The organism is Candidatus Poriferisodalis sp., assembly GCF_965208485.1.
Classification (GTDB): domain Bacteria; phylum Actinomycetota; class Acidimicrobiia; order Acidimicrobiales; family Poriferisodalaceae; genus Poriferisodalis.
Genome location: NZ_OZ242344.1, coordinates 4,235,524 through 4,256,315 on the forward strand (window position 1 = coordinate 4,235,524; position 20,792 = coordinate 4,256,315).

Consider the following 20,792-nt stretch of genomic DNA (forward strand, 5'->3'; position numbering starts at 1 on the left):
CGATGATGCGGGCAGCCGGCATCGACCTCGGCTCGGTGCGCATCGGCGTGGCCGTCGCACCCGCCGATGTCTCGGTGGCGGTGCCCTATGAGGTGCTCGAACGCAGCGGCGAGCGTGCCCACGACCACCGCGCGCTCGCCGGCATGGTCGCAGACGTGGGTGCGGAGGTGGTCGTGATCGGCCTGCCGACGTCGCTCGACGGCGGCGAGGGACCGGCGGCTGCGGCCGTGCGGGCCGAGGCCGGCGAGATCGCCGCGGCGCTGGAGGTGCCGGTGGTCCTCCACGACGAGCGCTACACGACGGTGACCGCGGAGCGGATGCTGGCCGAGCGCGGCGTGCGCGGGCCGGCCCGCCGTGAGGTCATCGACAAGGTGGCAGCCACCGTCATCCTGCAGTCGTGGCTGGACGCCGGTGACTGACGGCAGCCCAAGCGCTGAGGCCCGGGTCCGAGCGGCTCGTGAGTCCGATTCCCATCGCGATGGGGAACAAGAGCGGGAAGCAATGACCAGCGCGGCAGGCCGCGCCACCGCGCTGAGAACGCCGCCTGCGGTGCGCAGGCTGGCCGGGCGGCTCGCCGGCTTCATGGGGCTGTCGAGCGGCGAAGCATCCGCAGCCGCGGAGCCGGGCCTGCTCGCCCGCTCTCGACCTGCTGACCGACTCGCAGACCGACCCGCAGGCACTGTGCGGTCCGAGCCCCCCGCTGCAGCCGGCGAGCCGAGCGTGCCGCCGGTCGGCGGCCGTCGCGGCATCGACTACGAGGTGGTCAGCACCCGGCGGGGTCCCGGCACCTGGGGAGCACTGCTCTTCTTGGTCGCGCTCGGCGTCATCGCTTGGATGGCGGGAAGCCGCGCCTATCGCTGGGTGAACGAGCAGCTCGACCCGCCCGGCGAGCCGACTGGCGAGATCGTGCTGACTCTGCCGCTGGGTTCGAGCACGGCGAGCATCTCCGATCTGCTCGCCGAGCACGGCGTCATACCGAGTTCACGCGCGTATGAGTGGTACGTGAGGTTCAGGGGTGGCCCCGCGTTCCAAGCGGGCGAGTACACGTTCCAGGCCAACTCCTCGGTGTGGGAGACCCTCGCGGTGCTCGGGGAGGGGCCGAGCCGCGTCGCGCGGGCCGCCTCGCTGTCGCTCACCATTCCGGAGGGCTTGACGCTTGCGCAGATGGCCGAGTTGATCGACGAGGTGCCGGACCTGAACTTCGGCGGCCGAGAGTTCCTCGAGACGGTGCGTGCCCGGCCCGCGCTCTCGCGGGTAGCGCCGGTGCCCCCGGTTCTGCCTTCCGGCGTCATCGACCCCGCCGAAGGACAGCTCTTCTCCGACACGTACTTCTATGACTCGGGAACCAGCGCGGAGCAGCTCGTGGCGCTCATGGTGGATCGCCTCGACACTGTGCTGGGCGAGCTGGGCTATGCCGACGCACCGCGCCAGGTGGGCCTGACGCCCTATGAGACGCTGATCGTGGCCAGCATGATCGAACGCGAAGCACAGCGCCCCGAAGACCGCCCCAAGGTGGCCCGGGTGATCTACAACCGGCTGGCCCGCGGGTGGTCGCTCGGCATCGACGCCACCATCGTCTATGCGGTGGGCGAGCGAGAGCTCACGGCCGACCTGTTGGCAGTCAACTCGCCGTTCAACACACGGGTGCTGGTCGGCCTGCCGCCCACGCCGATCGCAGCGCCCGGGCGCGCGTCGCTCGAAGCAGCCCTCAATCCCGAAGACGGGCCGTGGATGTACTTCGTGCTGACATCGCCAGACGGGACGCTGTCGTTCTCCGAGACCGACGAGGAGTTCCTGGCGGACAAGGCGATCTGCCAGGAGCAGGGTCTGTGCGGCTGAGGTCGGTTTTGGCAGCCGACCATTCCCTGACCGTAAAGTATGGCGAACGTGCAGTCGTTGACCAGCGAGGTCGTTGTTGGCGATGTCGCACATGCAGTAGGGGATCGCCTTCGCGAACTCGCCCAGCGCCTTGTCGGGGAAGTCGTGAACGGCGACCCGCTGACCTGCGGAAACAGGCTTCGGCAGGCCCTGCGCAGATTGCCGACGCACCACTAGGCGGAAACTTTTGGTTGGGGTTGCTTGGGCAGGAAGCCCATCGCTTCCTTGGCGCGGGCCACGGTGACGCATGCCACGGCCTCGGCCTTGTCGGCGCCGACGGCGATGATGCGTGCCAGCTCGGCCGGGTCGGCGTCGAGTTCGGCCTTCTTTGCCTTGATGGGCTCGAGCATGGCGATCACCGCATCGGCCGTGTCGGTCTTGAGCACGCCGTACTGGCTGTAGCTCGCTGCTGCGTCTGCGGCGCTGCGGCCCGTGGCGGCGCCCAGGATCGACAGCAGGTTCGAGACGCCCGGCTTGACCTCGGGGTCGTAGCGCACCTCGGATTCCGAGTCGGTCACCGCTCGGGTGAACTTGCGGGCGACGTGGGCTGGATCCTCGAAGATGCCGACCGAGCCCTGCGGGCTCTCTGACGACTTGGACATCTTGGCGGTGGGGTTCTGCAGGTCCATGACGCGTGCGCCCACGGTGGGGATGGCGGCGTCGGGAATCACGAACGTGTCGCCGTAGCGGCTGTTGAAGCGCTGGGCCACGTCGCGGGTCAGCTCGAGATGCTGTCGCTGGTCATCTCCCACCGGCACCCGATCGGCGTCATAGATCAAGATGTCGGCGGCCATCAGCGCGGGGTAGGTGAACAGACCCGCGGAGACATGGTCGCCCCTCTGGTCGCCTCCCTCGGCGCGGGCAGCCTTGTCCTTGAACTGGGTCATGCGGCGCAGTTCGCCGAGCGACACGGTGCATTCGAGCAGCCACGACAGCTCGGTGTGCTGGGGCACATGGCTCTGCACGAACAGCGTGCAGACCTCAGGGTCGAGTCCGACCGAGACGAGCGTGGCCATGGTGCCCAGCGTTGCGCTGCGGAGCTGTTCGGGATCCTGTTGGATGGTGACGGCGTGCAGGTCGACAGCGCAGTAGAAAGCGTCCGCATCGTGCTGGTCGATTGCCCACTGGCGCAGTGCTCCGAGATAGTTGCCGAGGTGGACGTCGCCGGTGGGCTGGATGCCCGAGAGCACTCGTGTCATGGCGCCGGACGGTACCGGCTGACGGTGAGAGAAACCTGCCGAATATCCCGAGCGGTGCGAGAAGGTCGCGGTATCTTCGGGCTGCGTGACCTACGAGGTTCGCACGGAAGCCTTCGCAGGCCCGCTGGATCTGCTGGTGAAGCTGGTGGTCTCCCAAGAAGTCGACATCTGGGAGGTGTCGCTGTCGCGCCTCGTGGACGACTTCGTGGCCGTCATGGCCGCAGTCGAGTTCCCTGAGGCCACTGATGGTGCGCCGAGCGGCGAGACGGCCGGCGTGCCGGTTCGCGGCGGCAGGATCGACATCGAGGCGGCGAGCGAGTTCGCTCTGCTCGCGGCGACACTCATCGAGCTGAAGTCCCGCCGGTTGCTGCCTGCCCCGCCGGTCGAGCTGGACATCGACGAGGAACTCGCGGCCTACGGGATTCGGGACGCGGCGCTCGCCCGGCTGCTCGAGGGCCGGACGTTCGGCAGAGCGGCCCGCCTGCTGCGCGAGCGGTGGGACGCTGCAGCACTGGGTTGGCCGCGATGCGCCGGTCCCGAGGAGCGATTCATCGCATCCGCGCCCGATCTGCTCGAGGGTGCCACTCGCGGCGACCTCACGGCGGCGCTTGAACGCGTGCTGGCGCCCAAGCCTGTGCCTCGCGTCGACGTCAGCCACTTGCGCGCCGCAGGCATCACGGTCGACGAAGCGCTGTGCCAGATCGCCGAACGGCTGGCGGATACCGGCTCATTGACATTCCGCGAGCTCACGTCACACCTGAGCGAGCGCATCGTCATCGTCGTGTACTTCTTGGCGCTGCTGGAGATGTTCGGATCCGGTCTGATCGAGCTTGAACAGGCCGAGCGATTCGGCGACATCGGGGTGGAATGGGTCGGAGGCGACGACGCGACGCTGCCTGCCATTGCCGGCGGTTACTCCGAGGACGCTGCGTGAGCGCCGGAGGCCCCCTTCGTGATCTCGCGCGCAGCTTGCGATTGGTCAGCGACGAAGGCCGCACCGTTGCCGACCCGTCGGCGCAGCCGCGCACGCAGCAGCCATCGGCGCCGCCGCCTCACCCATCGATGCCGGCCAGCAGCAGCCATTCCTCCCGTGACAAGACGGACACGCTCGACGGGTTCGCCGAGTCTGCTGCTGAGTCCCTCAGCAGTGAGACCCGTCTCGACGAGTCCCGGTCGTTCGACGATCACGAGCTGTACGCAGCCATCGAAGCCGTGCTGATCGTCGCCACCGAGCCTGTCCCAGCTGAGGTGCTGGCGTCGGTGACCGCGGCGCCGCTCGCCTCGGTAGCGGTGATCTGCGACGAGCTTGCCCGCGAGTACGCCGCAGCAGAGCGGGGCTTCGCGCTCGTGCGGATCGCCGGCGGCTACCGAGTGCAGTCCTCGGCGTCGTGCGCAGAATATGTAGAGCGGTTCGTCGGCGGCCGCCGTCCGGGCAGGCTGTCCGCCGCAGCAATGGAGACCTTGGCTGTGGTGGCGTACAAGCAGCCGATCTCTCGGGCACAGATCAGCGCCATCCGCGGCGTGAACGCCGATGGGGTCGTGCGCACGCTTGCCGATCAGGGCTACCTCGCCGAGGTCGGACGCGACCCGGGGCCTGGCACCGCCTCCCTGCTGGGAACGACAGACCTGTTCCTCGAGCGGCTGGGGCTTGACCGTCTCGACGATCTGCCGTCGCTCGCGGAGCTCAGCGTGGATCCCGACGCCGTGGAGGCCATGGACCGTTTGGCGGCCGGCCAGGGTCCGAGCGGCTTGTGAGCCCGATGCCGACGAAGCCTGGGATGAAACCTGGGAACAAGAGCGGGGGACATCAGGCTTCGCGGCCAAGAGGCTCGCCTCTGCGCTGTTCCGACGGACACGGCTAGCTCGGGTGGGATCGCCCGACAGCCCGCGGGACGGCGCCGAGCGCCTTCACAAGGTGATGGCCCACGCTGGCGTGGCAAGCCGGCGTGCGTGCGAGGCATTGATCGCTGCGGGGCGCGTCAGCGTCAACGGGGCGACGGCGAGGGCAGGCGACCGTGCGCTTCCGTCGGATCTCGTAGAAGTCGACGGTGCCGTCGTCACATGGGACCAGAGCCTCGTCCACTACTTGGTCAACAAGCCGCCCGCCGTGCTCAGCGCGTCCTCTGACGACCGGGGGAGGCGCTGCGTGACCGACCTGGTGCCCGCTGGCGAGCGCGTCTATCCCGTCGGCCGTCTGGATGCTGACACCGAGGGGCTCATCATCGTGACGAACGACGGCGAGCTGACACACCGGCTGACGCACCCCCGCTGGGGTGTGGAGAAGGAGTATCTGGCCCATGTGGACGGCGTTCCGGGCCGGGGAGCGCTGGCGCGCTTGCGCAACGGGGTCGAGCTGGACGACGGGATGACGGCGCCGGCGAGGGTCTCGATGCCCCAGTCGGCTGTGCCCCAGAGATCATCGCGGCAGTCGTCGATGCTGCGCATAGAGATCTCGGAGGGCCGCAATCGCCAGGTCCGTCGCATGTGCGAGGCCGTGGGCCATCCGGTCCTGCGCCTGGTGCGCATGCGCATCGGGCCGCTTGTCGATCCGAGCCTGCGTCCCGGCGAGTGCCGCCCGCTGACAGCGGAGGAAGTCCGCGGGCTTCACCGCGCTGCGAAGGGACCCGACGCCTGACGCCGGCCCCAGTGCGGCGCCGAAGTGCGTTCCGCTGCCCGGCGGTCGGAACGCGCAGCGCTCGGGCGTACCGCTCGTGTCGCAGCCAGCGACCACAATGGGCATGACGCGCTCAGGTTCCCGTCGAAGGCCGGCGGCGGCAGGAGTCAGCGCCGTACACACCGGAGAGTGCAGATGAGCCTCGCAGAGACCTACCGGCTGTCGGGGCGGTACACGGACGATCGCGGCACGACGTTCATGACGGGGCTGCAGGCTCTGGCCCGCCTGCCCATCGAGCAGCTGCGAGCCGACCGCAGGGCCGGGCTTCGCACGGCGGCGTTCGTGTCGGGTTACCCGGGCTCGCCGCTCGGCGGCTATGACGCTGCTGTCGAGGCTGCATGCGCGACCACGGACCTGCCGATCGTGCACTCGCCTGCGGTGAACGAGGATCAGGCCGCCACCGCTGTCATGGGCAGCCAGCTGGCCACGACCCGGCCTGATGCCGCCTACGACGGCGTGGTGGGTCTCTGGTACGGCAAGGGGCCCGGCGTCGACCGGGCATCGGACGCGTTGCGGCACGCAGTCTTCGCCGGCACGGATCCCCATGGCGGCGCGGTGGCGATCGCGGGTGACGACCCTGCGGCCAAGAGCTCCACCATCCCGTCCAGCTCCGCGGGGACCATGGCCGATCTGCACATCCCGGTGCTCTACCCGGGGACGCCGGCTGAGGCGCTCGATCTTGGCCGCCATGCAATTGCGATGTCCCGGACGACGGGTCTGTGGACGGGCCTGAAGATCGTGGCCGATGTCGCCGACGGCGCCGCGACCGTGCTGCTCGACCCAGACCGGTTCGATCCGGTGATTCCGACGGTCGACGGCGTGCCGTACCGCCATGCCCCCGACGGCTACCTGCTGACACCGCACACGGTCGGCATCGAACAGGAGATCGTCGAGGTCCGCTACGAGTTGGCGATCGCGTACGCCGCCGCCAACCGGCTGAACGACGCCACCGTCGATCCCCCCGATGCGTGGATCGCGATTGTTGCCTCGGGCATCACCTACCGGGAGGTGCGCGAGGCGCTGAAGCGGCTGGGTCTCGACGGCGACGATGCAGTGATGGACGCCGGCATCCGGCTGGTGCGCATGGGCATGCCCATCCCGTTCAGCGCAGAGAGGGCCAGGCACTTCGCCCGCGGCGTCACCGAGATGTTCGTGATCGAGGAGAAGAGCCCCAACATCGAGTCGCTGCTCAAGGACGCCCTCTACAACCAGTCGCACCATCCCCGTATCGTCGGCAAGACCGACGAGCATGACGGGACGTTGCTTCCGTCCTTCGGCGCGCTGACAGCAGACGACCTCATCGCCCCGCTGCGCAGCCGCCTCGAGTCCCGCATCGGCGACCGGCTCGTCGCCGCAGCGCCCGAACGCGTGCGCATCGACCTCCCGCTGACCTTGACGCCCCAGCAGCGCCGGTCGCCGTATTTCTGCTCCGGCTGCCCTCACAATCGCTCCACCGAGGTGCCCGATGGCGCGGTGGTGGGCGCCGGCATCGGCTGCCACACGATGGCGCTGTTCATGGAGCCCGAGCGCGTCGGCGAGATCGTGAGCGTCACCTGCATGGGCCAGGAGGGCACGCAGTGGATCGGCATGTCGCCCTTCGTCGAGACGCAGCACATCTTCCAGAATCTGGGAGACGGCACGTACTTCCACAGCGGCCAGTTGGCGATTGCCGGTGCTGTGGCCTCCGGGGTGAACATCACCTACAAGCTCCTGTGGAATCGGGCCGTTGCCATGACCGGCGGGCAGGATCCAGCGGGCCAGTTGGAAGTGCCCGACGTCGCAGCAGGGCTGCTGGCGGGCGGCGCCGCCAGAGTGCTGATCACCACCGCCGACCCCGCGGACTACCGCAGCCGCGCGCTGCCGTCGGGCGTCGAGGTGTGGCATCGCGATCGGCTGATGGAGGCGCAGGAGTTTCTGGCCGGCATCGAGGGTGTCACGGTGCTGATCCACGATCAGCAGTGCGCGGCCGAAGCACGGCGTGCCCGCAAGCGCGGCGCCCAGCCGACGCCGACCACGCGGGTGCTGATCAACGAGCGGATCTGCGAGGGCTGCGGCGACTGCGGCGCCAAGAGCAATTGCCTGTCGGTGCAGCCGACCGACACGTTCTTCGGCCGCAAGACCCGGATCGACCAGACCTCGTGCAACCTCGACTACTCGTGCCTCGACGGCGACTGCCCGTCGTTCATGACCGTCGAGGCACCCGGCCCGCTGCGCAGTGCCGTGCGGGAGATGCTCGCACCGCTGCGATGGAGCCGCCCGGCGAGCAGCGAGCCATTCGAGCGTCCCGAGCCGCCGACGGATTTGCCCGGACCGGTCTGCATCACCGGTCCCGACGAAGTGTCGCTGCGCATGTGCGGGATCGGCGGGACCGGTGTCGTGACCGTGAATCAGGTGCTGGGCACCGCCGCGATGTTCGACGGTTTCGAGGTGCGGGGGCTCGATCAGATCGGTCTCTCGCAGAAGGCCGGCACGGTGGTCGGCGACCTGCGGCTGCGGCGCCTCGGCGGCCCGGCCACGGCACGCCTGGGCACGGGCCAAGCCGACGTGATCCTGGCCTTCGACCTGCTGGTGGCAGCGTCGGAGGCGGGTCTCGATGTCGCCGACCCCAGCCGCACCATGGTGACCGGCTCGACGACTCCCACGCCGACCGGTGCAATGGTCGCCGACCCCAGCATTGACATGCCCTCGACGGACGCGTTGCTCGAACGAGTGGCATCCGTCACCGTCTCCGGTCGGCGTCACTGGGCCGATGCCGGCGAGCTGGTGACCGCGTTGTGCGGCTCGGCGGTCACCGCGAACGTGTTCGTGGTGGGCATGGCCGTCCAGGCGGGCGGCCTGCCGATTGCGCCCGCCAGCGTGGAGGCGTCGATCGAGCTCAACGGCGTCGCGGTGGCACAGAACCTCGCGGCGTTTCGCTGGGGCCGGGCATTCGTCGCCGACCCGCAGAGCGTGACCGACGCCGCGGCGGCCGTGTCGGCTGGGAGTCCTGACGCTTCTGCATCAGACGACAGCATCGGCGCCGAGACTGTGCCGGATCGGCTCGAAACCCGGATCGACGAGATCGCCGACGCCCTCGGCCTCCGCAGCAGCAACGGCGACCCGGACGGACTGCGGGCCGGCCTGCGCACCTACGCGGCCGAGCTCTGCGCCTACCAGTCGGAGCGGCTGGCAGCGGAATTTGGGGACGCCGTGGAACGGGTGGCGCGAGCCGATCGCAAGGCTGGGGACGGGACGGCCAGGTTGACGGCGGCATTCGCCGGCGGCCTGTTCAAGCTCATGGCCTACAAGGACGAGTACGAGGTTGCCCGACTCATGTGCGATCCGGTCACGGACGCCGCGGCACGCCGGCTCGCGACGTCGGTCGGCGGCGTGGTGTCGTGGAAGCTGCATCCGCCGCTGATGCGGGTCCTCGGGCGCACTGGCAAGATCAGATTCTCGACCGCGTGGCGTCCGGCGTTCGCGTTGCTGGCGCGCGGCAAACGGCTGCGGGGCCGTTGGTGCGATCCCTTCGGGCACACCGAGGTGCGTCGAACCGAGCGAGCCCTGGTCGGGGAATACCTCGCCGCCGTCGACGCAGCGGTGCAGGTCCTCGAGCGTGACGTCGGCGCCGCCCGCCAAGAGGCTGAGCCGGCAGGCGAAGCCGTGGCCCGAGCGGCCCGAGCGGCCCGTGAGCGCAGCGAGCAAGAGCGGGGCACAACGGGCGATGCAGCGGGCAAGTGCCCCACTGAGCGTCCTTTGTACGAGCAGACGATCGCCATAGCGCGCCTGCCGGAGCTGGTGCGGGGCTACGAGGACATCAAGATGGCCAACGTCGCGATATTCCGCGCTGAGCTCGACGAGCGAGTCTCCGAGCTCGCCCCCGCAGACTGAGCTTCGCCCGCATCGAAGCCGGATAGTCGCTGCGAGTCCTCGCCGGGGACGATAAGGAGCCATCGGTACCCTTCGGAACGTGGCGACGGAACCCCGCACGGCTGCGCAGGCGCCTTCATTCGGCGCCGACGAGGTGCCGCGCGCCCAAGTGGTCGGCACCGGCCTGATCGGCGGATCGGTCGCCGCGGCGCTGCGCAAGTCGGGTTGGCACGTCACCGGGCGCGACGCAATCGACGACCACGCCCAGCGGGCGCTCCGGCTCGGCTGTCTCGATGCCATCGGCACCGATGCCGATGCCACGTTCTGGGTGGTTGCGGTGCCCGCTGCCTGCCTGGCCGGCGAGGTGGGTCTCGCGCTCGCCGACTCTGCGGCGGCAGGTGCTGTGGTGACCGACACGGGCAGCGTCAAGACGCCGGTGGCTCACGACATCTCCGATCCCCGGTTCGTGCCGGGACATCCGATGGCGGGTTCCGAACAAGAAGGAGTCGAAGGAGCGAACCCCGACATGTTCGCCGGCGCCGTGTGGACGCTGACACCGACCGGGTCCACCGATGACGAAGCCTTGCGTGCGTGCCAGACGGTGCTGGCTGGGATCGGGTCCGATGTCGTGACGATGACGCCGGAGCGCCACGATGCGCTCGTCGCCGTCGTGAGCCATGTGCCTCACCTGGCCGCAGCCTCGCTGATGTGCCTCGCCGACGACCGGGCCCTCGACGATGCGCCGCTGCTGCGGCTGGCCGCCGGGGGCTTCCGCGACATGACGCGCATCGCCGCGGGACATCCCGGCATCTGGCTGGACATCTGCGGCGAGAACCGCGACGCCATCGTGACCGTGCTGGACGAGCTGTCCGAGCGATTGGACCAGGTGCGCGAGGTGGTGGCGCACGGCGATCGTGAGGGATTGCGCACGGTGCTCACCCAGGCTCGCAGGGCACGGACCAACCTGCCGTCGCGCTACGTGCGCCCCCAGGAACTCCTCGAGGTGCGCGTGCCGATCCCCGATCGCAAGGGCCAGATCGCGGCGATCACCATGCTCGCCGCCGACTGCGATGTGAACGTCGCCGATATCGAGGTGGCCCACTCGCCGGAGGGGGCCGACGGCGTGCTGGTCCTCGTCGTGGCGCGCACCGAGGCACAGCGCTTTCTTGCGGCCCTCGCCGGGCAGGGTTACCACCCCACGACACGCGACCTGGCATGAGCGACGGGCGGGTGGTCGGGGTCATCGGCCCGTTCACCAACGGCGCGTCGGGAACGGCGCTGCTGCCGGGTTCCAAGAGCATCACGAACAGGGCGGTGCTGTGCGCAGCCCTGGCCACGGGTCGCAGCACGCTCGATGGCGTCCTGTTCGCGGATGACACCGAGGCCATGATCGATGCGGTCACCGCCTTGGGTGCGGTCGTGCAGATCGACCGCCGCGCGCGCCGGCTCATCATCGACGGCATCGGCGGTCGGCGCTCGGGTTCTCCCGGTGCTGCCCATGACGCCGCCGGCGAGCCGATCATGGTCCACGCACGGTCGTCGGGCACGACGGCCCGTTTCGTCCTGCCCGTCGTCGCAGCGCTCGGCGGCCGCTGGCTGCTCGACGGCGACCCCCAGCTGCGGGCGCGCCCGCAGGACGACCTGCTCGCGGCGCAGCGCTCGCTGGGCGTCGAGGTGAACGAGCTCGGCGAGCACGGCTGCCTGCCGATCGAGGTGACTTCGGCCGGCGCCGGTGAGGACCCGCAATTGCGCCACGTGCGGATCCGGGCCGATGTGTCCAGCCAATTCGCCACGGGCCTGCTGCTCGCGGGACCGCTGCGCGGCGGCATCCACGTGGAGATCGACGCTGCGTTCGACACCGTGAGCCGGCCGTACATCGACATGACGGTGGCAGTCATGGAGGCCTTCGGCGCCAACGTGGTCGTGCACAGCGCCGATCGCTACGTGGTCACCGAAGGCGGCTACCGCGCAGCTCACTACACCATCGAGCCGGATGCCTCTGCTGCCAGCTATGTCTGGGCAGCGGCTGCGCTGTGCGGCGGCAGCGTGCGGGTCGAAGGGCTCGGCAGCCACAGCATCCAGGGCGATGTGCGCTTTGCCGGGGTGCTCGGCGAGATGGGCGCGGAGGTCACCGTCAGCGACGATGCCGTCACGGTCGGCGCTCCGTCGGACGGGCGGCTGCGTGCCGGCACGTTCGACCTGCGCGACTTCTCCGACACGGCGCAGACGCTGGCGGCCGTGGCGGCGTTCGCCGAGGGCACGACTGCCATCGAGGGAATCGGGTTCATCCGCCGCAAGGAGACCGACCGCATCGCCAACACCGCAGCCGAGCTGGCCAAACGCGGCATCGACGCCACAGCCGAGCCCGACGGCATCACCGTGCGTGCCAATCCGTTCGGCCTGCGGGCAGGATTGGTGGACAGCCATGGAGACCACCGCATGGCGATGGCAATGTCGCTCATCGGCCTGCGGGTGGCCGGGATCGAGATCGACGATCCTGAGTGCGTAGCCAAGACCTTTCCCGACTTCTACGACGTGCTCGAGACGCTCCGAGCCTCGCCGGAGGGGGGTTCCGCGTCGACGGTTCCGGTGATCGCGATCGACGGCCCCGCTGCGTCGGGCAAGTCCAGCGTGGCTCGTGCGGTGGCGGCCGAACTGTGCGTGGACCACCTCGACACCGGCGCGATGTACCGGGCGGTGGCGTGGGCCTCGCTCGGGGCAGGAGTCGACCTCGATGACCTCGCGGCGGTGGCGAAGATTGCACGCACGTCGCAGATCGAGATCTCCAGCGTGAGCGGCTCGCAGCAGGTCACCGTCGACGGCGCCGATGCCACCGCCGCGATACGCAGTGCAGAGGTGGATCGCAGTGTCAGCGTGGTGGCCGCCAACCCGCAGGTGCGGTGGGTGCTGACCCGGCGCCAGCGGGACTGGGCTCACCGCGTCGGCGGCGGTGTGATGGAGGGCCGCGACATCGGCAGCGTGGTGTTCCCCGATGCAGTCCTGAAGGTGTTCCTCACCGCCGCTGCGGCGGTGCGCGCTACCCGGCGCCTGCTGCAGCAGAAGTCGGCCGATGTGCTGGCTGACTTTGACGACCTTCACGCAGCGCTCTCCGCAGAACTGGCCGAGCGTGATCGTCTCGATTCGCAGAGAGATGACTCGCCGCTGCGGGTAGCGCCCGGAGCCGTCATCGTCGACACGAGCGAGCTGTCCGAGGGCGAAACGGTCGAGACCATCACTGCGATGTATTGCCGTGCGAACGGCGTTGCCGGACGCGCCCTGGGCACGGCCGGCGCTGGTGCGGAAGACGCAGGTCCCGCCGCTGCATCCGCTCCCGCCGCCGTTCCCCCCTCCGGAGCGCTTCAGTGACCGGACCCGTTCCAGTCGGAGTCGAGTTGCGTGACGGGTCGCTCAACATGGCGGTCTACAGGATCATGAAGTACGCGATCTGGGGTGTCTTCCGGGCGTGGAACCGCATCTCCGTCGATGGCTTGGAGAACCTGCCGGATGGCCCCTGCGTGTGGGTCCCCAACCACCGCAGCTACATCGACACGCCGATACACGCTGCGATTCCGGCGCGGATGCGGGTCATGGGCAAAGACTCGATGTGGAAGTACCGCTTTGCGGGCTGGCTGTTCACCACGATCGGCTGCTTTCCGGTGAACCGTGACACAGCAGATCGCGCGGCGCTGCGGACCGCCCTCGATGCGCTGACCCTCGGTGATTGCCCGGTAGTGATGTTCGGCGAGGGCGAGCGCAAGGACGGGCCGCGGGTGCTGCCGCTGCTGGACGGACCGGTGTATCTCGCGGGGCGAGCGCAGGTGCCGATCGTGCCCGTCGGGATCGGCGGGACAGCGGCTGCAATGCCGCGCGGCGCCAAGTTCATGTATCCCCGCCCGATCAAGTTCGTCATCGGCACCCCGATGGACCCGCCGGCGCCCGGGCCGAGCGGCCGCGTCTCGCGCGGGGCGATCCGCGAGACCACCGAGGAGCTGCGCGAGCGCGTGCAGGAGGTGTTCGACCGAGCCCAAGCCGCCGTCGGCACCCCCAACGTCTACTGAGCTCGCACGGCTGAGGATCTGAGCCACACGGCCTCCTCAGCTAGCGTCTCACGACATTCCCGCGGTGCAAAGTCGGCCGACAGGGAGTGGAGAGCGCCAATGGACGTGAACATTCATCCACTGCAGAAGATCTTGCCGACTCTCGACAGCGATGAACACGCCTGCATCAAAGATCACGGGCTGGACAGGATCTCCTCGGCGCGGGCCTTCTCAGCCTCGGACGGTTCTCCCTATTCGGCGAGGGCACACTCGACGAACTCGTCCATCGCATCGCGTTGGGAGTCTTTCTCGGCGAGTAGTCGGAGTGCTTCCTCGATCGCTTCGCGTTCATTGCTGCGTCGCGCGGCCGTCGTTCTGAGGTCGCGCAGTGCCTCTGGACTGAGGGATACGGACTTGCGCCGCGGCATGTCGAAGTCACCACTTGACATATATCGAACATGCACGAAACATCGTGATGCGCGAGCACTATTTTTTGCTGATCGAAGGTGCGGCGAGTGCGGCGAGCACGTCGCTGGCGGCGGCTGACCGGTCGGCTGCGCTGACTCGGCGGCTTGGTGGCACGCCGAGGCTGGCGTGCACGGCCGTCTCCATCGCTGCGAGCAGGTCGCGCAGCTCCCGCGGCGGGGGGAAGTACTCGTCCTCGTCGGTGATCGTCACCTCGGTGGTGCCTTCCGCAGGCGCGAGGCGCTCGATCACTGCGTCCACGAGCTCCTCCGGCGCGGAGGCCCCAGCGGTGACTCCCACCGTGCCGGCGAGGTCATCGGGCAGCTCAGCGGCGGCGTTCACCCGCAGCACGCGCTTGCAGCCCGACTCCGCTGCCACCTTGGCCAGCGCCATGGTGTTCGACGAATTCGCTGAGCCGATGACCACGACGGCATCACAGGCCGCGGCGATCTCGGCCAGCGCACCTTGACGGTTGGTCGTAGCGAAGCACAGGTCCGAGCGGCCGGGCATCCACACGTCGCCGAAGCGGTCCTTCGCCGCCGCCGCGACATCGGACCAGTCGCGGTGGCTGAGCGTGGTCTGCGCCAGCACGGCCACAGGCGCGTCGAAGTCGTCGAGGCCCGCCACATCGGCTGGCTCGGACACCAGCGAGATCGACTCGGGTGCGACCGCCATGGTGCCGACGGCCTCGTCATGGCCCTCGTGGCCGACATAGACGACTCTGAAGCCCTTGCCCGCACGCACCCGGACCTCGTGGTGCACCTTGGTGACCAGCGGACAGACGGCATCGACCACGTAGCCCCCCCGCCGGCGGGCCTCGGCGACGACCTCGGGAGCGGAGCCGTGGGCGGACAGCATGAGCGGCCGGCCCGGCGGCACCGCAGAGACATCGTCGGTGAACACCACGCCGAGCCGTTCGAAGCGGTCGACCACCAAGCGATTGTGGACGATCTCGTGATAGCAGTACACGGGCGGCGGGAATGACCTGACGAGCCACGCAAGCGCCTTGATGGCCATCTCCACGCCTGCACAGAAGCCGCGGGGCGCAGCCAGCAGCACCCGTTCCACAGCCACGGCGGTCACGCTAACTGCACCGTCCCCGGGTGCGGCCCTGCGAAGGTGGGCGACAGCGGCCGCTTCCTATCCTGAACCCATGTCGGGGCCGGTCGCTGCTGCGGTCGTGGTCGCCGTCGAGCCCGGTTCGGCGGCACAGCGGGCAGGCTTGGCAGTCGGCGACGAGGTGATGTCGATCGACGCCGTCACCCCGACCGATGTCATCGCCTGGCAGCTGCTGCTGGACGAGGCCGATCCCACGCTGGCGGTACGCCGCGGCGGCCAGGACATCACCGTCGAAGTCGCCAAGGACGCCGGCGTGCCGCTGGGCGCCGAGGTGAACGCGGCGATCTTCGACCGTGTGCAGACCTGTGACAACCACTGCGAGTTCTGCTTCATCTACCAGCTGCCGCCCGGCCTGCGCCGCAGCCTGTATCTCAAGGACGACGACTACCGCCTGTCGTTCCTGTACGGCAACTTCACGACGCTGACGCGCTTCACCGAACTGGATCTCGAGCGCATCCTCGATGAGCGGCTGTCGCCGCTGTACGTGTCGATTCACGCGACCGATCCCGATGTGCGGGCCCGGATGCTGCGCAACCCGCGAGGAGCGATGAGCCTGCGGTGGCTGGCGGCGCTGCTCGACGGCGGCATCGAGGTGCACGGCCAGGTGGTGGTGTGCCCGGGGGTGAACGACGGCAGCGTGCTGGCCGACACGCTGGCCGGCGTGCTCGACAGGTATCCGTCGCTGTCGACGCTGGCAGTCGTGCCGCTCGGTGTCAGCTCCCACCAGCGGGAGCCTGCGATGCGCCCGCACTCACGAGACGAAGCAGCGGCCGTGGTGGACCTGTGCACCGAGTGGCAGCAGCGGTATCTCGACGTGCTCGGCCGCCGGTTGGTGTTCGCCGCCGACGAGTACTACCTCCTCGCCGGGCGGCCCTTCCCCCCGGCGGAGACCTACGGCGACTTCCCGATGCACGAGGACGGCATCGGGATGGCGCGGGCATTCGAGCAGGAGTTCATGGCCATCCCCGGGGCGTCGGACGGCGGGAAGATCCCGCCGCGTGCGCCGACCGCAGGGTTCTTCTCCTGGGTCGACGGAGCGCCGGCGCAGGGGTATCGCGCTGTGCGAGCGCCGGGCCACGGTGCCAACCGCAGCGGCGAGATCGATGCCGCCGCCTTGCCGCTGTCGCTGCGCCCGATCGCGGTGCAGGCGCCCACGCGAATGCGCCGAGACGGCAATGGCACTGATGGGGGCACTGATGGGGGCACTGATGGGGGCACTCGTCGGGGCACTCGTCGGGGCACTGATCGGCCGATCGGCATCCTGACCGGGACATATGGAGCGGCCGTGCTGGGTCCGCTCGTGTCCCAATGGCGGGCAGCCGTGATGGCGGCCGGCGATGCAGCAGTGCCCGAGGTGCGCACCATCGAGGTGCCGAACGACTTCTTCGGCGGCAACATCGGCGTCACTGGGCTGCTTGGGGGAGCCGACATCTCCACAGCACTGGCGTGCGAGCCGCCGGGGCATCGCTACCTGCTGGCCGACGTCTGCCTGTCGGGCGGGAAGTTCCTCGACGGGATGACGCCCGACGACCTGCCCCAGCCGGTCGAGATCGTCCCGACAAACGGCACTGCGCTTCGCCGGCTCCTCGATGCTGCCGCGGGGACCGGGCCGGGCCGTCGGAATACAGCGACCGCAGGAGCCGCCCCATGAGCGCGTCCCTGCCGGTCGTGGGCATCGTGGGGCGGCCCAATGTCGGCAAGTCCACGCTGTTCAACCGGCTGGTCGGCCGCCGCGAGGCGGTGGTGGCGCCCGAGCCGGGGGTGACGCGTGATCGCAAGACCGCTGAAGCGGCGTGGCGGGGCCGCAAGTTCCTGGTGGTGGACACCGGTGGGTGGTCCGCCGATGGGGACACGCTGGACGACAAGGTCTCAGCCCAGAGCGAGCGCGCGATGGCTGACGCCGACGTGCTGTTGCTCGTGGTCGACGTCACGGTGGGCATCACCGAGCCCGATGCGCAGATGGCGGCGATGCTGCGTCGCAGCGGCCGGCCCACGATCGTGGTCGCCAACAAGGCGGACAGCGGGGTCCGCGACGATGGCCGCTGGGAGTTCAACCGGCTGGGGCTCGGCGAGGCGTGGGCCGCCTCGGCGCTGCACGGCCGCAACGTGGGCGACCTGCTGGACAGGGTGCTGGATCTGCTCGAACAGCTCGAGACGGTTCGGACTGCCCCCGCAGCCGAACCACCCGCGGACGGAGGCAACGGCGCCCTCGACGCCAGTGACGGCGACCATGGCGATGACGCCGGCGGCACGCAGGACTCAGGCGACACTCGAGACCCGGGCGGCACCGACGACGGCGGCGAAGGTCAGGACATTCCTTCGGTAGCCATCGTGGGCCGCCCCAATGTGGGCAAGTCGACGCTGTTCAACCGGCTGATCGGCGATGATCGCTCGGTCGTCCACGACCGGCCGGGCACTACCCGTGACGCTGTCGACACGCTCGTCGTCACCGAGGCCGGCCCGCTGCGGTTCATCGACACTGCCGGTCTGCGCCGCAAGGCCCGCGTCGACGCCGACACCGAGTACTACGCCAACCTGCGAGCCCTGCGAGCGATCGATTCCTGCGACGTGGCACTGCTGATCATCGACGCCACTGTGGGCGTCACAGCACAGGACCAGCGGCTCGCGGAGCGCATCGACGGCGCCGGATGCCCGATCGTGGTGCTGCTCAACAAATGGGAGACGCTCGATGCGGAGCACCGCGAGGTCGTGCTGGGCGACCTCGCCCGCCGCTTGCACTTCGTGGGCGAGGCGCCGGTGCTGCGCATCAGCGCCCTGACCGGACGGGGAGTTCATCGGCTGGTGCCGGCGATCGAAGCCGCCGTGGAGGCGTACGAGTCGAGGGCGCCGACCGCCAAGGTGAACGAGATCATCCAGCTAGCGCAGTCTGCTCAGCCTGCCCCCGCAGGTGCGCGGGTGCTGTATGCCACCCAAGCGGCGACTCAGCCCCCGACGTTCACGTTGTTCGCCAACCGGGAGCTGCCCCAGACCTACTTGCGCTACCTCGAGCGCCGCCTGCGAGAGGATCTGGGATTGTCCAAGACGCCGCTGCGGTTGCGGGTGCGTCGCCGATGAGACGCAGAGTCGATGGCGTCGAGGGGCGACGGAACAGACGCCCGCAGGCCGACGGAAGCTCCCGTCACGCAACCGGTCCCCATAGCCGTCCCGATGAGCCGGCGCCGCGCAGCAGCGGAGCGCCGTGGCATTTCTGGCTCGTCGTGGCCATGGCGACGCTGTACTTGGGCTGGCGCGCCGTTGAGGGTGTCGTCTGGCTGGTGCAGTGGTTCGCAGGAGTCATCGGCTGAGCATCGGAGCCACGTCATGTGAACCGCTGGATCGGCGTCGAGCCTGAAGGCGGCGGCGAAGGTCATCGGCTGAGCATCGGAGCCACGTCATGTGAACGCCGGCGGCGGACCGGCTCGGAACCCGAGCCGGTATCGTGCTCGCCTACACGGGCTGTGGCGCAGTCTGGTTAGCGCACTGGTCTGGGGGACCAGGGGTCGGAGGTTCAAATCCTCTCAGCCCGACCACTGCCAGCGAGCCGCGTGGGCCGCTGGGGTGACCGAGCAGCGAATTCGGGAGGGGAGCACTGATGAGCGAGACGGCGACAGAGCATCGCAAGCCGGAGATTGCGATCCTGCCGGAGCCAGGACGGGTCACCGTCCGGGTGGACGGCGTGGTCGTGGCCGAGTCGACGGCAGCCTTGGTGCTGAGGGAGGGACGGCTGCCGCCGCGTCACTACCTGCCGGCATCGGACGTACGGATGGATCTGCTTCGTCCGACCGACTTGTCGACCCATTGACCGTGGAAGGGTGACGCCAGCTACTGGTCAGTAGCAACAGACGGCAAGACCTACGACGACGTCGTGTGGGCCTACACCGATCCGATCCCCGAGATGGCAGAGATCACCGGGATGATGAGCTTCTACGCCGAGCGGGACGAAGTCTCCCAGGTCATCTCCTGAGCAGATTCGGCTCCCGGCGCACGAGCCGATCAGCCGAGCGTGGCTGCCAGCTCGAGCGCTTCTTCCCAGGTGGGATGGCCGGCCAGCAGCCGACGGAATCGAACAAACGGCCTGATGGCGTTGAGCGCCATCACCGCGCTCAGCCGGCCGTCGCGCCGGTAGCCGGCCAGGAAGGCGCGGCCTGATTCGGGGTCGTCTTCGACCGAGCCGACGAGCAACTCGACGTGGTCGCCGGCGTCGGGATGACCGGCGATCTGGATGCGCGCGTCGTACTGGTCGGACCAGACGAAGGGCACCGAGAGGTAGGGCACTGCTTCGTCGGGTGCCACCAGACTGCGCCCGACGGCCATGCCGTGCTCGACGGCCGCTGTCCAGTGCTCGACCCGGATCGGCGAGCTGCCGTACCACGGTGCGAGCCATCCATTGGGTGCGCGTGCGACGTCTCCCACGGCATAGATGCCCGGCGGTCCGCAGCACAGCGTGGCGTCGCAGACGACGCCGTTGTCGATCTGCAGACCAGAGCCTTCGAGCCATGCCGTGTTGGGCGCCACCCCGATGCCCACGACTACGAGGTCTGCTTCGATCCTGCTGCCGTCGGCCAACCCAACTGCTTCGACTTGGCCGGCTCCCAGCACGCCGTCGACCCCGACGCCGAGGCGCAGATCGACGCCGTTCTGATGGTGGAGGGCACCTGCCTGCATGCCCATCTCGGCGCCCAGCCCGCGCATGAGCGGCGCCGGGGCCGCTTCGATGACCGTCGCTTCGCAGCCGCGAGCCTTGGCGGAAGCGGCAACCTCTGAGCCGATGAAGCCGCCGCCGACGACAGCAACCCGTGCGCCGGCCCGGAGACCTTCCCGGATCGCCGCCGAGTCGTCGAGGGTTCGCAGCGTGTGGACGCCCCTGATGCCCTCGGTGCCCGGAAGTGGTCGAGCGGCTGCGCCGGTGGCGATGACGAGTCCGTCGAATGGCACCGTTTCGGCACCTCCGCCCGCCGCCGGGGCAATGGCAACCGTTCGGGCCTCCACATCGAGTCCCACGGCGTGGGTGCTCAGCATCACCTCCACGTCGAGGTCGTCGTAGGCGTCATCTGGATCCAGAGCCAGTGAATCCGCGTCCTGATCGCCGGTCAGGAACTCCTTGGAGAGGGGAGGCCGGTCGTAGGGGAGATGCGGTTCGGCGCCGATGAGCGTCAGCGGTCCGTCATGGCCTGCGGCGCGTGCGCTGTGGGCAGCGCGCGCGCCGGCCAGGGAGGCGCCGACGATGACTATGCGTTTCGGGGAGTTCGACACGCGAGCAGTGTGTCATCTCAGAACGGAAAGAAGACCGGCGGCACAGCCCAGAAGCGGGCAGAGCGCGCGCCGGTGCGCTGGCAGCAGCCCGTAGGAGGCCAGTTGCCAAGGGATCGGGCCAAGGCTCGCAGCGCCGATCCGACCGCGCTATAAATGTTCCTCACACCTGTGTAACTACAAGAGTGTGGTTCGGGCAGTCGCCGTGGCCTGCAAGCACCCGGGACGGCACTGCGTTCGGCGGGATGAGAGGGATGAGATCGGCATGAACATCGCACGTCGCACAGCGCATCTCGGTGCATGTCCAATTCAAGGCGTCGG

At 69.2% G+C, this 20,792-nt stretch carries 15 protein-coding genes, 1 tRNA gene and 1 pseudogene; 14 read left to right on the plus strand and 3 right to left on the minus strand.

Annotated features, from left to right (window positions below):
- Positions 1–5: 5 nt before the first annotated feature.
- Positions 6–419 carry a Holliday junction resolvase RuvX gene (gene ruvX / locus ACOGXQ_RS19415; protein WP_419945247.1) on the plus strand — a complete coding sequence of 138 codons (414 nt, stop codon included), beginning with the start codon at positions 6–8 and terminating at the stop codon, positions 417–419.
- Between the two features lie 82 nt (positions 420–501).
- Positions 502–1,839, plus strand: a complete 1,338-nt coding sequence (gene mltG, locus ACOGXQ_RS19420; protein WP_419945248.1) for an endolytic transglycosylase MltG — start codon at positions 502–504, stop codon at positions 1,837–1,839.
- A gap of 212 nt (positions 1,840–2,051) precedes the next feature.
- Here the strand turns inward: mltG and trpS are convergent, their stop codons facing one another.
- Positions 2,052–3,077 carry a tryptophan--tRNA ligase gene (gene trpS / locus ACOGXQ_RS19425; RefSeq protein WP_419945249.1) on the minus strand — a complete coding sequence of 342 codons (1,026 nt, stop codon included), beginning with the start codon at positions 3,075–3,077 and terminating at the stop codon, positions 2,052–2,054.
- Between the two features lie 85 nt (positions 3,078–3,162).
- On the opposite strand from trpS, the gene ACOGXQ_RS19430 reads away from it, so the two are divergent.
- From ACOGXQ_RS19430 to ACOGXQ_RS19460, 7 genes are all read left to right on the plus strand, one after another.
- Positions 3,163–4,011 (plus strand): segregation and condensation protein A, encoded by an 849-nt coding sequence (locus ACOGXQ_RS19430; protein WP_419945250.1) that lies wholly within the window; start codon positions 3,163–3,165, stop codon positions 4,009–4,011.
- The gene (scpB, locus tag ACOGXQ_RS19435) at positions 4,008–4,832 is read left to right on the plus strand and encodes an SMC-Scp complex subunit ScpB (RefSeq protein WP_419945251.1); all 825 of its coding nucleotides are present in this window, start codon (positions 4,008–4,010) and stop codon (positions 4,830–4,832) included. Before ACOGXQ_RS19430 ends, scpB begins: the two co-directional genes overlap by 4 nt.
- A gap of 112 nt (positions 4,833–4,944) precedes the next feature.
- Complete coding sequence (locus ACOGXQ_RS19440) at positions 4,945–5,712, plus strand: pseudouridine synthase (protein ID WP_419945252.1); 768 nt, start codon at positions 4,945–4,947, stop codon at positions 5,710–5,712.
- A 174-nt stretch (positions 5,713–5,886) separates the two neighbouring features.
- Positions 5,887–9,621, plus strand: a complete 3,735-nt coding sequence (locus ACOGXQ_RS19445; RefSeq protein WP_419945253.1) for an indolepyruvate ferredoxin oxidoreductase family protein — start codon at positions 5,887–5,889, stop codon at positions 9,619–9,621.
- Positions 9,622–9,700: 79 nt separating this feature from the next.
- Complete coding sequence (locus ACOGXQ_RS19450; RefSeq protein ID WP_419945254.1) at positions 9,701–10,819, plus strand: prephenate dehydrogenase/arogenate dehydrogenase family protein; 1,119 nt, start codon at positions 9,701–9,703, stop codon at positions 10,817–10,819.
- On the plus strand, positions 10,816–12,966 hold the full coding sequence (gene aroA / locus ACOGXQ_RS19455; RefSeq protein WP_419945255.1) for a 3-phosphoshikimate 1-carboxyvinyltransferase: 2,151 nt from the start codon (positions 10,816–10,818) through the stop codon (positions 12,964–12,966). Before ACOGXQ_RS19450 ends, aroA begins: the two co-directional genes overlap by 4 nt.
- On the plus strand, positions 12,963–13,658 hold the full coding sequence (locus tag ACOGXQ_RS19460; protein ID WP_419945256.1) for a lysophospholipid acyltransferase family protein: 696 nt from the start codon (positions 12,963–12,965) through the stop codon (positions 13,656–13,658). Before aroA ends, ACOGXQ_RS19460 begins: the two co-directional genes overlap by 4 nt.
- A 465-nt stretch (positions 13,659–14,123) precedes the next feature.
- On the opposite strand, the gene ispH is transcribed toward ACOGXQ_RS19460, so the two are convergent.
- On the minus strand, positions 14,124–15,176 hold the full coding sequence (ispH, locus tag ACOGXQ_RS19465) for a 4-hydroxy-3-methylbut-2-enyl diphosphate reductase (protein ID WP_419945257.1): 1,053 nt from the start codon (positions 15,174–15,176) through the stop codon (positions 14,124–14,126).
- Positions 15,177–15,255: 79 nt separating this feature from the next.
- Here ispH and ACOGXQ_RS19470 point away from each other — a divergent pair, with 79 nt between their 5' ends.
- The 5 genes and pseudogenes from ACOGXQ_RS19470 (at position 15,256) to ACOGXQ_RS19490 (ending at position 19,185) form a co-directional block, all read left to right on the plus strand.
- Positions 15,256–16,872, plus strand: coding sequence for a DUF512 domain-containing protein (locus ACOGXQ_RS19470; protein WP_419945258.1), 1,617 nt, complete (start codon positions 15,256–15,258; stop codon positions 16,870–16,872).
- The gene (gene der / locus ACOGXQ_RS19475) at positions 16,869–18,296 is read left to right on the plus strand and encodes a ribosome biogenesis GTPase Der (protein ID WP_419945259.1); all 1,428 of its coding nucleotides are present in this window, start codon (positions 16,869–16,871) and stop codon (positions 18,294–18,296) included. The genes ACOGXQ_RS19470 and der overlap by 4 nt, the downstream gene beginning before the upstream one ends.
- Complete coding sequence (locus ACOGXQ_RS19480) at positions 18,293–18,526, plus strand: hypothetical protein (RefSeq protein ID WP_419945260.1); 234 nt, start codon at positions 18,293–18,295, stop codon at positions 18,524–18,526. Before der ends, ACOGXQ_RS19480 begins: the two co-directional genes overlap by 4 nt.
- A 147-nt stretch (positions 18,527–18,673) precedes the next feature.
- A tRNA-Pro gene (locus ACOGXQ_RS19485) sits at positions 18,674–18,751 on the plus strand.
- Between the two features lie 62 nt (positions 18,752–18,813).
- Positions 18,814–19,185: pseudogene (locus ACOGXQ_RS19490) on the plus strand (DUF427 domain-containing protein).
- 29 nt (positions 19,186–19,214) lie between these two features.
- On the opposite strand, the gene ACOGXQ_RS19495 reads toward ACOGXQ_RS19490, so the two are convergent.
- Complete coding sequence (locus ACOGXQ_RS19495; protein ID WP_419945261.1) at positions 19,215–20,474, minus strand: NAD(P)/FAD-dependent oxidoreductase; 1,260 nt, start codon at positions 20,472–20,474, stop codon at positions 19,215–19,217.
- Between the last annotated feature and the right edge of the window lie 318 nt (positions 20,475–20,792).

Excerpts from the sequence above, each read along its gene's own strand:
- trpS (WP_419945249.1), bottom strand. The coding sequence starts at position 3,077 with ATGACACGAGTGCTCTCGGGCATCCAGCCCACCGGCGACGTCCACCTC.
- ACOGXQ_RS19470 (WP_419945258.1), top strand. The coding sequence starts at position 15,256 with ATGTCGGGGCCGGTCGCTGCTGCGGTCGTGGTCGCCGTCGAGCCCGGT.
- mltG (WP_419945248.1), top strand. The coding sequence starts at position 502 with ATGACCAGCGCGGCAGGCCGCGCCACCGCGCTGAGAACGCCGCCTGCG.
- der (WP_419945259.1), top strand. The coding sequence starts at position 16,869 with ATGAGCGCGTCCCTGCCGGTCGTGGGCATCGTGGGGCGGCCCAATGTC.
- ACOGXQ_RS19445 (WP_419945253.1), top strand. The coding sequence starts at position 5,887 with ATGAGCCTCGCAGAGACCTACCGGCTGTCGGGGCGGTACACGGACGAT.
- ACOGXQ_RS19480 (WP_419945260.1), top strand. The coding sequence starts at position 18,293 with ATGAGACGCAGAGTCGATGGCGTCGAGGGGCGACGGAACAGACGCCCG.
- ruvX (WP_419945247.1), top strand. The coding sequence starts at position 6 with ATGCGGGCAGCCGGCATCGACCTCGGCTCGGTGCGCATCGGCGTGGCC.
- aroA (WP_419945255.1), top strand. The coding sequence starts at position 10,816 with ATGAGCGACGGGCGGGTGGTCGGGGTCATCGGCCCGTTCACCAACGGC.